The organism is Streptomyces shenzhenensis, from assembly GCF_021462265.1.
Lineage (GTDB): Bacteria > Actinomycetota > Actinomycetes > Streptomycetales > Streptomycetaceae > Streptomyces > Streptomyces shenzhenensis.
In genome coordinates this window covers 59357-71645 of sequence record NZ_JAJONF010000018.1, presented here as the reverse complement: position 1 = coordinate 71645, position 12289 = coordinate 59357, and the positions used below count along the sequence as shown (strand labels likewise).

14 protein-coding genes are annotated in these 12289 nt (G+C 71.8%); 12 read left to right on the top strand and 2 right to left on the bottom strand.

Annotated features, from left to right (window positions below; genetic code table 11):
- The first annotated feature begins 48 nt into the window (after positions 1 to 48).
- The 3 genes from LQ326_RS23250 to LQ326_RS23240 are packed head-to-tail and all read left to right on the top strand — an operon-like array spanning position 49 to position 2327.
- Positions 49 to 402, top strand: coding sequence for a histidine triad nucleotide-binding protein (locus tag LQ326_RS23250; RefSeq protein WP_234539381.1), 354 nt, complete (start codon positions 49 to 51; stop codon positions 400 to 402).
- 6 nt (positions 403 to 408) lie between these two features.
- Positions 409 to 1314, top strand: coding sequence for a ribonuclease Z (locus LQ326_RS23245; protein WP_234539379.1), 906 nt, complete (start codon positions 409 to 411; stop codon positions 1312 to 1314).
- Positions 1315 to 1334: 20 nt separating this feature from the next.
- Positions 1335 to 2327: an adenosine deaminase gene (locus tag LQ326_RS23240; protein ID WP_234539378.1), complete on the top strand. Its 993-nt coding sequence runs from the start codon at positions 1335 to 1337 to the stop codon at positions 2325 to 2327.
- A 65-nt stretch (positions 2328 to 2392) separates the two neighbouring features.
- Here the strand turns inward: LQ326_RS23240 and LQ326_RS23235 are convergent, their stop codons facing one another.
- Positions 2393 to 3169 (bottom strand): IclR family transcriptional regulator, encoded by a 777-nt coding sequence (locus LQ326_RS23235; protein ID WP_234539377.1) that lies wholly within the window; start codon positions 3167 to 3169, stop codon positions 2393 to 2395.
- Positions 3170 to 3391: 222 nt separating this feature from the next.
- Here LQ326_RS23235 and LQ326_RS23230 point away from each other — a divergent pair, with 222 nt between their 5' ends.
- Positions 3392 to 4567: a carbohydrate kinase family protein gene (locus LQ326_RS23230; protein WP_234539376.1), complete on the top strand. Its 1176-nt coding sequence runs from the start codon at positions 3392 to 3394 to the stop codon at positions 4565 to 4567.
- 187 nt (positions 4568 to 4754) lie between these two features.
- Here LQ326_RS23230 and LQ326_RS23225 read toward each other — a convergent pair whose 3' ends face one another.
- Positions 4755 to 5444: an FAD binding domain-containing protein gene (locus LQ326_RS23225; RefSeq protein WP_234539374.1), complete on the bottom strand. Its 690-nt coding sequence runs from the start codon at positions 5442 to 5444 to the stop codon at positions 4755 to 4757.
- 264 nt (positions 5445 to 5708) lie between these two features.
- On the opposite strand from LQ326_RS23225, the gene LQ326_RS23220 reads away from it, so the two are divergent.
- The 8 genes from LQ326_RS23220 to LQ326_RS23185 all read left to right on the top strand — a co-directional run bounded on the left by LQ326_RS23220 (position 5709) and on the right by LQ326_RS23185 (position 12206).
- Positions 5709 to 6776, top strand: coding sequence for a PhoH family protein (locus LQ326_RS23220; RefSeq protein ID WP_234539373.1), 1068 nt, complete (start codon positions 5709 to 5711; stop codon positions 6774 to 6776).
- Positions 6777 to 6790: 14 nt separating this feature from the next.
- Positions 6791 to 7288, top strand: a complete 498-nt coding sequence (gene ybeY / locus LQ326_RS23215; RefSeq protein ID WP_234539372.1) for an rRNA maturation RNase YbeY — start codon at positions 6791 to 6793, stop codon at positions 7286 to 7288.
- A gap of 15 nt (positions 7289 to 7303) precedes the next feature.
- Positions 7304 to 8605: a hemolysin family protein gene (locus LQ326_RS23210; protein ID WP_234539370.1), complete on the top strand. Its 1302-nt coding sequence runs from the start codon at positions 7304 to 7306 to the stop codon at positions 8603 to 8605.
- Positions 8602 to 8961: an MmcQ/YjbR family DNA-binding protein gene (locus LQ326_RS23205; protein ID WP_234539368.1), complete on the top strand. Its 360-nt coding sequence runs from the start codon at positions 8602 to 8604 to the stop codon at positions 8959 to 8961. Before LQ326_RS23210 ends, LQ326_RS23205 begins: the two co-directional genes overlap by 4 nt.
- A 119-nt stretch (positions 8962 to 9080) precedes the next feature.
- On the top strand, positions 9081 to 9380 hold the full coding sequence (locus tag LQ326_RS23200; protein ID WP_234539367.1) for a hypothetical protein: 300 nt from the start codon (positions 9081 to 9083) through the stop codon (positions 9378 to 9380).
- Between the two features lie 61 nt (positions 9381 to 9441).
- Positions 9442 to 9792 (top strand): cytidine/deoxycytidylate deaminase family protein, encoded by a 351-nt coding sequence (locus LQ326_RS23195; protein ID WP_234539364.1) that lies wholly within the window; start codon positions 9442 to 9444, stop codon positions 9790 to 9792.
- A gap of 456 nt (positions 9793 to 10248) precedes the next feature.
- Positions 10249 to 10716 carry a hypothetical protein gene (locus tag LQ326_RS23190; RefSeq protein WP_234539362.1) on the top strand — a complete coding sequence of 156 codons (468 nt, stop codon included), beginning with the start codon at positions 10249 to 10251 and terminating at the stop codon, positions 10714 to 10716.
- 155 nt (positions 10717 to 10871) lie between these two features.
- Complete coding sequence (locus LQ326_RS23185) at positions 10872 to 12206, top strand: beta-xylosidase (RefSeq protein WP_234539361.1); 1335 nt, start codon at positions 10872 to 10874, stop codon at positions 12204 to 12206.
- Positions 12207 to 12289: the final 83 nt, after the last annotated feature.

Below are 12289 nucleotides of genomic sequence, written 5' to 3'. Positions count from 1 at the left end.
GACGGCGATACGATGCCCCCGGAACTGATCACCGGGCAAGGAGAAGACGTGGCAGGGGAACCCCAGGACGACTGCCTGTTCTGCAAGATCGTCGCGGGGCATGTCCCCGCCACGATCGTCCGGGAGACGGACACCACCGTCGCCTTCCGGGACATCAACCCCCAGGCTCCCACCCATGTCCTGGTGATCCCCAGGGTGCACTACCGGAACGCGGCCGAGCTCGCCGCGGGCGAACCCGTGATCGCCGCCGACATACTGCGGGAGGCCCAGGCCGTCGCCGACGAGGACAAGCTGGAGAGCTACCGCATCGTCTTCAACACCGGCAGCGGCGCCGGCCAGACCGTCTGGCACGCCCACGCCCACGTCATCGGCGGCCGCGGCCTGCAGTGGCCGCCCGGGTAACCCGTCGTGTCCGTACGTGAACTGGTGGTCCTCGGCACCGCCAGCCAGGTCCCCACCCGGCATCGCAACCACAACGGTTACCTGCTGCGCTGGGACGGCGAGGGCATCCTCTTCGACCCGGGCGAGGGCACCCAGCGGCAGATGCTGCGGGCCGGGGTCGCCGCGCACGACCTGAACCGGATCTGCGTCACCCACTTCCACGGCGACCACTCCCTCGGCCTCGCCGGCGTCATCCAGCGCATCAACCTGGACCAGGTCCCGCACCCGGTCACCGCCCACTTCCCACGCTCCGGGCAGCGCTTCTTCGACCGGCTCCGCCACGCCACCGCCTACCGCGAGACCGTCGGCATCACCGAGGCCCCGGTCGACGCGGACGGCGAACTCGCGGTCACCGGGTCGTACCGGCTCGAGGCCCGCCGGCTCTCCCACCCCGTCGAGTCGTACGGCTACCGGCTCACCGAGCCCGACGGCCGCCGCATGCTGCCCGAACGGCTCGCCGCGCACGGCATCAGCGGCCCCGACGTCGGCCGGCTCCAGCGCGCGGGCGTCCTCGGGGACGTCACGCTCGACCAGGTCAGCGAGGTGCGGCGCGGCCAGCGGTTCGCGTTCGTCATGGACACCCGGCTCTGCGACGGCGTGCACGCCCTCGCCCAGGGCTGCGACCTGCTCGTCATCGAGTCGACCTTCCTCGACGAGGACGCCGGACTCGCCGCGGAACACGGCCACCTGACCGCCGGACAGGCGGCGGCCGTCGCCCGCGACGCGCGAGTACGGCACCTCGTGCTGACCCATTTCAGCCAGCGCTACACCGACCCCGACGCCTTCGAACGGCAGGCCCGGGCCGCCGGATACGACGGCGAGCTGACCATCGCCTACGACCTGCTCCGAGTGCCGCTCCCGAAGCGCAGGTGAAGCGGCCGTACGATGCTTTGATGCCCCTCCCGAAAGCAGAACTGCACCTCCACATCGAAGGCACCCTGGAGCCCGAACTGGCGTTCCTGCTGGCCGCCCGCAACGGCGTCGAGTTGCCGTACGCGGACATCGACGCGCTGCGCAAGGCCTACCAGTTCGAGGACCTGCAGTCCTTCCTGAACCTGTACTACGAGCTGATGGTCGTCCTGCGTACCGAGCAGGACTTCGACGACCTCGCCGACGCGTACCTCGCGCGGGCCGCCGCGCAGGGGGTGCGGCACGCCGAGATCTTCTTCGACCCGCAGGCGCACCTCGCGCGGGGGGTGGCCATGGGCACGGTGGTGGAGGGCCTGTGGCGGGCGCTCGGCCGGAGCGCCGAGAGCCACGGGATCTCCACCCGCCTCATCATGTGCTTCCTGCGCGACGAGTCCGCCGAGTCGGCGATGGCGACCCTCGAGGCCGCGAAGCCGTACCTCGACCGGATCACCGGTGTCGGGCTGGACTCGGCCGAGGTCGGGCATCCGCCGGTCAAGTTCCGCGAGGTCTACGCGGCCGCGGCCGCGCTCGGGCTGCGGCGGGTGGCGCACGCCGGTGAGGAGGGGCCGCCGGAGTACATCACCGAGGCGCTGGACCTGCTCGGCGTCGAGCGCGTCGACCACGGGCTGCGCTGCATGGAGGACCCGGAGCTGGTCGCCCGCCTGGTGCGTGAACGGGTCCCGCTGACGCTGTGCCCGCTGTCCAACGTCCGGCTGCGCGCGGTCGACGTGCTCGCCGAGCACCCGCTTCCGGCCATGATCGACGCTGGGCTGCTGTGCACGGTCAACTCCGACGACCCCGCCTACTTCGGCGGTTACGTCGCCGACAACTACCACGCCGTGCGCGACGCCCTGGGTCTGTCCCGGGAGCAGATGCGGGAACTGGCCCGCAACTCCTTCCTCGCGTCCTTCCTGGAGGACGACGAGGAGCTGCGGGCGCGATACCTCGCCGAGGTGGACGCCTTCGAGTTCGGCTAGACCGCGACGTACGGCGCCTACGGCGCGTCCGGCCCCGCTTGTCCGGCGCCGTCCCCGGCGGTCGGTCAGCGCCAGTCGACCGTGCCGCCCGTTGTCGCCGACTCGATCCGCCTCCGGGTTTCCCGCATCACCGCCACGATCTCCGCTTCGTGCCGCGGTGTCAGGCGGGTCACCGGCACCGAGCAGCTGATGGCGTCCTGGGCCGGGGTGTCGTAGCGCAGGGCGAAGCCGAAGCCGGTGATGCCGAGGACGCTTTCCTCACGGTCGACGGAGTAGCCGCGGGTGCGGATCTCGGCGAGGTCGGCGGAGAGGGCGTCGGGGGTCGTGTGGGTGTGGGGGGTCAGGGACCGGTAGGGGCCCTCCGGGAGGCCGGTGTCCGGGCGTTCCGCCAGCAGGGCCTTGCCCAGGGCGCCCGCGTGGGCCGGGAGGCGGCGGCCGACCCTGCTGATCGTGCGCAGGTACTCGTGTGACTCCCGGGTGGCCAGGTAGGCCACGTCCGATCCGTCCAGGCGGGCCAGGTGGACCGTCTCGCCGAGTGCCTCCGAGGCCTCGTCGAGGTAGGGGCGTACGAGGCGCACACGCGGGTCGGAGTCCAGATAGCTGGTGCCGGTCAGCAGCGTGCGGATCCCGATGCCGTAGAGGGAGCCGGTGGTGTCGGTGCGCACCCAGCCGCGGGTGATCAGCGTCTGGAGCAGGGCGTACATCGAGCTGCGCGGGACACCGAGTTCGTCCGCCAGTTCCTGGAGACGCGCCGGGCGGTCGCCGCGGGCGGCGAGGAGCTCCAGCAGCTCCACGGTGCGCGCCGCGGACTTCACCTCGCGGACCCCTGCTGTCTCGGCCATGTGCAGATCGTAGGGGGGCGCGGGTGGTGCGTGCCGTTGACCGGGGGTGCGTGCGCACCCCCAGGCGCCGCTCACCGCCGGCCCCGGCCTCGCGGGAGGGGCCGCACCGGCGACGCCGCGCGGGGTAATGGACGCTCGTTCAGGCGGCCGTACGGTGAGAGCGGCCGCCTCGGCCCCGGCATGGTGCAGACTTGCCGGATCCGCACAGCCAGGGAGCGCACCGTGACCGCGTCCAACGCGTTCGCCGGAGAGGAACCCGAGTACCTCGACGACGACAGGGGAGCAACGACACCGCACCGCGCCGCACAGGTCGACCCGCTGGCCGCCCTGCGCACGCCGGACGACCCGCCCTGGGACGTCTACCTCACCGGCACCGTCTTCCTCGACATCATCTTCACCGGCCTGGACTCCGCGCCGGTGCGCGGCACCGAGTCCTGGGCCCGCGGCATGGGCTCCAGCCCCGGCGGCATCGCGAACATGGCCACCGCCCTCGCCCGCCTCGGCCTGAAGACCTCCCTCGCGGCCGCCTTCGGCGACGACCACTACGGCGAGTACTGCTGGGACGCCCTCGCCCAGGGCGAGGGCATCGACCTCTCCCCGTCCCGGACCGTGCGCGGCTGGCACTCGCCGGTCACCGTCTCCATGGCGTACGAGGGTGAGCGGACCATGGTGTCCCACGGGCACGAGCCGCCCGCCGACACGCTGTTCCGCCAGCAGAACGCACCCGGCCGCCCCGCCCACGCGCGCGCCGCCGTCGCCTCCCTCACGCCGGGCAAACGCAACCCGTGGATCGCCCGCGCGGCCGCCGAGGGCACCCGGATCTTCGGCGACATCGGCTGGGACGACACGGGGGAGTGGGACCTGGCCGCGCTCGCCGATCTCGAACACTGCGAGGCGTTCCTGCCGAACGCGGAGGAGGCCATGCGGTACACCGGCGCGGACTGCCCGCGGGCCGCCGCGCACGCCCTCACCGCGTACGTGCCGCTCGCCGTGGTCACGCTCGGGGGAGAGGGGGCGTACGCGGTCGACAGGCGGACCGGGGAGTCCGCGGAGGTACCGGCGATCGCCGTGGAGGCCCTCGATCCGACCGGGGCGGGCGATGTCTTCGTCGCCGGGTTCGTCACCGGGACGCTGGCCGACTGGCCGCTGGCCGACCGGCTCGCCTTCGCGGGGCTGACGGCGGCGCTGTCCGTCCAGGAGTTCGGCGGCTCCCTGTCGGCTCCCGGCTGGTCGGAGATCGGGGCGTGGTGGCGGAAGGTGCAGTCGGTGTCGGGGCAGGATCCGGCGGCGCTGCGGCGGTACGCGTTCCTGGAGGGGCTGGTGCCGGAGGAGGACCAGGTGAGGCCCTGGCCGTTGCGGAGGGCGGTGCCGACGATCGGGTTCGGGCGGGCGGGATGAGTGTGGAGCCGGGGGAGGGGCGGGTGCGGGTGAGTGGGGGCCGGGGCGGGGGGTTCCGCTTACGGCGCCGGCACGGTGCCTCCCCCAGCCTTCGGCCGGGGGGACCCCCAGCGCCCACCCGTGCCGCCCTGCGGCACGCCTGCCCGCAGCTGGGTTGCCGGGGTGCTGGGCAGGCCTCGGCCGGCTCTTACCCGCCGAGCGCCTCGGCCACCTGCTGACGCACCAGCGCCCGCCCCGCCTCCGACACCCCCGACAGCGCACCGGCGAACAGTTCCGCCACCCCGCCCCCGTCGGCCCCCGCGCTCCCGCCGCTCACCGCATACCCCTCCCGCACCGCGACCCGCAGCACGCCCTGCGGGTCCACCGCCGCGGCGGCGATCGTCGGGACCTGCCCGCCCGCCGGGTCGGGCACCTTCGTGTACGCCCCCTTCACCGGCTCCCGCCAGCGCAGCGACAGCAGGACCGGCGACTTGGCCTGGACCTCCGCGAGGTCCACCTCCGCCACCCCGTCCGCCGTCAGCACCTCGGCCCACGCGTCCAGCACGATCGCCGCCGGCAGCAGATCCCGCAGACTCGACCCGGCGATGTTCCCGCCCACGGTCGCCGCCCGGCGCACCGCCCCCGTGCCGACGCCCTTCGCCGCCCGCCGCAGCACCTCCGGAACCCGGTCGTCCAGCTGGTGGAGAAGGACCGCGCCCCCGAGCACCCCGCTCCCTATCGCCGTCGCCTCCGGTACGTTCCGCAGGGACACCGCGTGTTCCGGGAAGCCGTCCCGCTGCCACACGGCCCATATCAGGGTCGCTCCGCCGACGGGGACCGCGCCCTCGGCCAGGCATTCCCGGGCCTCGGACACCGACGTGGGCAGACGCAGCAGCACGGCTACCTGCTTTCTGTGCGGACAGGTGGCGTGGAGCGAACGCGGCCCCCGACCACGTGGGGCAGTGACGGCACGGATTCTGCCGGGGCGTGCCGGAGCGCATGCAGGGCTCACGGCGGCAGCGGGGGCGCCTTTGCCCGGGAACCTTTCCCTGAGAAAAGGCCTACGGCGTTGTCAGTCCCGCGTCGTACGCTTGATAACGCGAGGCCGCCCTCAGCTACGCGGCCGTGACGAGGAGGAACCGCAGGCCTTAAGCGCCGGCCCATGACTCAGACACCAACAGCTCAGACTCCCGCGCAGCAGCAGGCCCGAGCTCAGTTCGAGGTTCCCGCCCAGCACCCGATGGTCACCGTGCTGGGATCCGGCGACTCCCTGCTACGCGTGATCGAGAAGGCCTTCCCGGCGGCCGACATCCACGTCCGGGGCAATGAGATCAGCGCGGTCGGCGATGCCCGTGAAGTCGCCATCGTCCAGCGCCTGTTCGACGAGATGATGCTGGTGCTCCGCACCGGGCAGCCGATGACGGAGGACGCAGTGGAACGCTCGATCGCCATGCTGCGGGCGAGTGAGAACGGGGAGGGCCCGGAGGAGACCCCGGCCCAGGTTCTGACGCAGAACATCCTGTCCTCGCGCGGCCGCACCATCCGCCCCAAGACCCTCAACCAGAAGCGGTACGTCGACGCGATCGACAAGCACACGATCGTCTTCGGCATCGGCCCCGCCGGTACCGGAAAGACCTACCTGGCCATGGCCAAGGCGGTGCAGGCCCTGCAGTCCAAGCAGGTCAACCGCATCATCCTGACCCGGCCCGCGGTCGAGGCGGGCGAGCGGCTCGGCTTCCTGCCGGGCACGCTCTACGAGAAGATCGACCCGTACCTGCGCCCGCTGTACGACGCACTGCACGACATGCTCGACCCGGACTCGATCCCGCGTCTGATGGCGGCCGGGACGATCGAGGTGGCGCCCCTCGCCTACATGCGCGGCCGCACCCTCAACGACGCCTTCATCATTCTCGACGAGGCCCAGAACACCTCGCCCGAGCAGATGAAGATGTTCCTCACCCGGCTCGGCTTCGAGTCGAAGATCGTGATCACCGGTGACGTGACGCAGGTCGACCTGCCCAACGGCACCAAGAGCGGTCTGCGGCAGGTGCAGGAGATCCTCGAAGGCGTACAGGACGTGCACTTCTCCCGGCTGTCGTCCCACGATGTCGTACGGCACAAGCTGGTGGGCCGTATCGTCGACGCGTACGAGCAGTACGACAGCACGCACGGCACGGAGAACGGCACGCACAAGGGCGGCCGCTCGAAGTCCGCGCACAAGGGGAAGTAGACAAGCACAGCGTCATGTCGATCGACGTCAACAACGAGTCCGGAACCGAGGTCGACGAGCAGGCGATCCTCGACATCGCCCGCTACGCGCTCGCACGGATGCGCATCCACCCGCTCTCCGAGCTCTCGGTGATCGTCGTGGACGCCGACGCCATGGAGCAGTTGCACATCCAGTGGATGGACCTGCCCGGGCCGACGGATGTCATGTCCTTCCCGATGGACGAGCTGCGGCCGCCGTCGAAGGACGAGGACGAGCCGCCGCAGGGGCTGCTCGGTGACATCGTGCTGTGCCCGGAGGTCGCCGCGAAGCAGGGTGCCGAGGCGGAGACCCAGCACTCCATGGACGAGGAGCTCCAGCTGCTCACCGTCCATGGTGTGCTGCACCTGCTCGGCTACGACCACGAGGAGCCCGACGAGAAGGCCGAGATGTTCGGCCTGCAGGCGGCCATCGTGGACGGCTGGCGTGCCGAGCAGGGCCTGACCGGGCCCTCGCCGGCGCCGACGGTCTCGTAGGCGGGTCGTCCTCGTATGAGTCCGCAGATCGTCCTCGGCGCGATCGCGCTGGTGGTCGTCGCCTGGCTGGCCGCCTGCGCCGAGGCCGGTATCGCCCGCGTCTCCAGTTTCCGGGCCGAGGAGGCGGTGAAGTCCGGGCGGCGCGGCAGCGCCAGGCTCGCCGAGCTCGCCGCCGACCCCACCCGCTACCTGAACGTGGCACTGCTGGTCCGCGTCACCTGCGAGATGGCCGCCGCGGCCCTGGTTACCTACGCGTGCCTCCAGGAGATCCCCACCACCTGGCAGGCGCTGCTCGCCGCGATCGGCGTGATGGTGCTCGTGTCGTACGTCGCGGTCGGCGTCTCCCCGCGCACCATCGGCCGCCAGCACCCGCTGAACACGGCCACGGCCGCCGCGTACGTGCTGCTGCCGCTGGCCAGGATCATGGGCCCGGTCCCGTATCTCCTCATCCTCATCGGCAACGCCCTCACCCCCGGCAAGGGCTTCCGCCGCGGCCCGTTCGCCTCCGAGGCCGAGCTGCGTGCCCTGGTCGACCTCGCCGAGCAGGAGTCCCTGATCGAGGACGAGGAGCGCCGGATGGTGCACTCGGTCTTCGAACTGGGCGACACGCTGGTGCGCGAGGTCATGGTCCCGAGGACGGACCTCGTCGTCATCGAGCGGTACAAGACCATCCGCCAGGCCCTCACCCTCGCGCTCCGCTCCGGTTTCTCCCGGATACCCGTCACCGGGGAGAGCGAGGACGACATCGTCGGCATCGTGTATCTGAAGGACCTGGTCCGCAAGACGCACATCAGCCGGGACGCCGAGTCCGACCTGGTCTCCACCGCGATGCGGCCCGCGTTCTTCGTGCCCGACACCAAGAACGCCGGTGACCTGCTGCGCGAGATGCAGAAGGAGCGCAACCACGTCGCCGTCGTCATCGACGAGTACGGCGGCACGGCCGGGATCGTCACCATCGAGGACATCCTGGAGGAGATCGTCGGCGAGATCACCGACGAGTACGACCGTGAGCTCCCGCCCGTCACCGTTCTGGGCGACGACCGCTACCGGGTCACCGCCCGCCTCGACATCACGGACCTCGGCGAGCTGTACGGCCTGGAGGAGTACGACGACGAGGACGTGGAGACGGTGGGCGGACTGCTCGCGAAAGCCCTCGGCAGGGTGCCGATCGCCGGTGCCTCCGCCCAGGTCGAACTCCCCGACGGGCGCAGGCTGGCGCTGACCGCCGAGTCCGCCGCGGGCCGCCGCAACAAGATCGTGACGGTGCTGGTGGAGCCGGTGCCGGTGCCCGACGCCACGGAGGGCGATCCCGAGTGACCCCGGACCAGCTCCGCGCCTTCTGCCTCTCCTTCAACGCGGCCGAGGAGGACTTCCCGTTCAGCCCGGACGTCTCGGTCTTCAAGGTGCTCGGCAAGATGTTCGCGCTGAGCTGGACGGCCGCGGAGCCCCTCAAGGTCAACCTCAAGTGCGACCCCGACGACGCGGTGCGGCTCCGCACCGACCACGAGGGGCTGATCGCGCCGGGGTACCACATGAACAAGCGGCACTGGAACACCGTGACCGTCGACGGCGGCCTGCCCGACCGGCTCGTCAGAGAACTGATCGAGGACTCGTACGACCTTGTCGTCGCCGGCCTGCCGAGAGCGGAGCGGCTGCGGCTGGACCGGCCGTGAAGCCGGTTGCCCGGGGCGGCCGGCGCGGGGTCGGACGTGCCGTATGACCACTGCCCGTCACAGGTCCGCGCCCGCTGCGTCCCAGTGACCTTCGCGTACGGCTCGACGGGAGCGGGGACGTGGAGGTCGAGGGCCGGCTGGTCGGCGGCTGTATCGAGACACTCGCCGACGTCGCCGGGGACGAGTCGCAGCTGGTCTTCGGCGAGGCCTGCGAGGGCAGCGCGCGCGCCTTCTGCCGGCGGCGGCAACCAGGTCGAAGAGGTCGCTATGCCTCGCAGGCAGTCCTCGTGGGACGCGCGCGCCCCCGGCCGCCCCGCCCTCGCGGGCATGTGCGGCCGTTCCTGCCGCCGGTGAACGGTGCGCGGAGGCGGGTGGTGCACGACGGCGTACGGAGTCAGATCGTCCAGACCCTCGGCTGACTCCGTCCGGTGAAGGGGGGAGGAGAGCGGAGCCGGGGCGGGGAGTTCGTATGCTCGGGGCATGACCGACAGCAACGCGCTCGACCCCGAGGACCGCAAGATCGTCGTCCTGGCCCGCTCGGCCCGGGCCCGCAACCAGGTGCCCGAGGGGGCGGCCGTACGGGACTCCACGGGCCGTACGTATGTGGCGGGAACCGTGGAACTGCCCTCGCTGAAGCTGAGCGCGCTGCGGACGGCGGTGGCGATGGCGGTGGCGTCGGGGGCGGAGTCGCTGGAGGCGGCGGCGGTGGTGTCGGGGGCCGAGGAGGTTTCGGCTGAGGACCTGGCCGCGGTGCGGGATCTCGGGGGGCCGGGGACGCCGGTGCTGCTGGCGGGGGCGGACGGGGAGGTCCGGCTCACTGTCTCCGTTTGATCTCTGCCCGCCCGTCCACCCGACTCGCTGCGCTGAGGGGCGAGGCGTTCTCTGACTCCGTCGGGGGAGGGGCGGGAGCGGGTTGACTGAGGGGGCGGAGGAGGGGGACGGGTGCGGCGCCGTCGTGGCTGGTCGCGCAGTTCCCCGCGCCCTTTTGGGGCGCCTGCGCTGGTCCCACCCGAAGGGGCGCGGGGAACTGCGCGGGTACCCCCTCGCGCCCGCAGCCGCCCAGGCACCGCCGCCACACCCTCCCGCAGCCGCCCCGTCACCGTTCGGGGGCCCTCCCCGCACTCGGCCAAATTTCAACCTTGTAGGTCTGTGTCGCTCGCGCATCAATGGGTCACGTAAGTTCCGACGGACCGTCAGATTCGGCCCCGCGGTGTGCCCGCACCCACCCGGACCGGGGTCACCATCCCCACATGGCATTCCCACGCAACGGGAAGGGAACTGATCCCCATGAAACGAATAGCCACCGGTGCGGCACTCGCGGCGGGAACCCTCGCCGCCACGGCGCTGGCCTTCGCACCCTCGGCCGCCGCTGTCACCCCGACCACCGCCACCGTCACCGCCAGCTGCGGCATCTTCGGCGGCGGCGCGGCCACCCTCACCGCCACCCAGAGCGGCACCAGCGCCACCATCACCCTCACCTCCAGCGCCATCAAGGCCCCGCTCGCCCTGTCGGCGAACTCCATCGCCTCCACGCTGACGATGGCCAACTCGGCCGGCAGCAACGTCGTGTTCAGCGGCACCGTCAACCCGGCCATGGCCTCCGGCGACAACGTCACCGTCGGCCCGCTCCCCGGCACCGTGGCCTCCGGCGACACCCTCGACTTCCACGGCGGCTCGCTGAAGATGGTCATCTTCGGCGTCACCGTCACCTGTACGTCCAGCGCCGCCCAGTCCCCGGGCCCGTTCGTCTTCTGAGCCCGCCCACGGGTTCGTTCCGGATGCCGCAGAACCTGATGAACCGTCAGGTTTCTGCGGCATCTCCATTGACTTCTCACGCGCCCTCCACATCAATGGCCCCCTGTCGGCGCAGAGGAGCCGCTGCGCCCGCATCCCTCAGGAGGGGGGCACACATGGGTTCACCCCCAGGATCACGAAGATCCCGACGGTGGCGCTGGATCTCACTGTTCGGGGCGACCGCGCTCGCGGTAACGGCGGGTGGCGCGCTGGCCTGTCCGGCCGGTGCAGCCGGGACGAACGTCGACTTCGCCACGCACTGCATCCCGCCCGCCGTCGCGGGCCTGCCGCCAATCGACGGCACCACCACCGCCAACATCTCGGTGGACAACACCAGCCCCAAGGTCGGCGACACGGTCACCGTGACCTACACCGTGGTCACGCCCGCCGCCAACAACCCCACCGCCCTCGCCCTGCCGGCCGACATCATGACGCCGACCGGGAAGGTGGCGCTGGGCGGCGCGCAGACCGGGGACGTCACGGTGACCGGGCCGAAGAAGAACGATCCGGTGCCCGGGTACGGGACCTTCCCGTCGTTCTCCATGACCGGGACGTTCACGGTCACCTCACCGGGCGCCATCACGCTCTCGCCCGCCGACTACAACATCCACACCAGCTACATCCTGGAGCTGGACACCCCCTGCACGGTCACCAACCCGCCCGCCCCGGTGTCGCAGACCGTCACGGCGACCTCGACCACCCCGGTCAACAACCGTGCCATCAGTCTCGACAAGGCCTCCGGGAACCCCGGTGACAGCGTGACCGTCAGCGGGCAGAACTTCACGCCGGGGGCCACCGTGACGCTGGCCGGGCGGTCCGGCAGCACGCAGACCGCCGACACGGCGACGGCCACCGCGGGCTCCGACGGCTCGTTCAGCGCGCCCCTCGTCGTCAACGACAAGACGACGACGGGGGTCGTGGCGTACGAGGGCAGCGCGTGGAGCGCCGACGCGGGGGCCGGGCCGGCCGCCTATGTCGTCAACGACACCACGCCGGTGCCGGACGGGAGCCAGAAGCTGACGACCACGGTCAAGGCGGGAACCCTGTCCATGTCCCAGGCCGGGGACTCCGTCGCGCTGTCGGCGGTCGACTTCGGGCAGGGCGGGGCGTCCACGGGCAACCTGCAGACCGTCACCGTCAAGGACTTCCGCGGCGGACCGGCCGGCTGGTCGCTCACCGGCAAGGTCACCGACTTCACCGGTCCCGGCGCCAAGATCGACGCCGGGAAGCTGAGCTGGACGCCGAGCTGTGCCACCAAGTCCGGCAGCCCCAGCACCTGTGCGGCCGGTTCGGCGGGCACCGTCGGCAGCTCCGGGGCGACCCTCGCCTCGACGCCGGACGGCACGCTCACCGGCGGTGAGTTCACGGTCGACGCCGGGCTCTCCCTGGACGTACCGGCGTTCACCCCTCCGGGGTCGTACTCCGGGGTCCTGACCCTGACGCTCACCTGAGCCGCCTGCCAACTCCACCGTGGCGACCGGGCTTTCGGCCAGTGAGAGACCCGGTCGCCACCGACCCGCTTCCGACCGGGGGT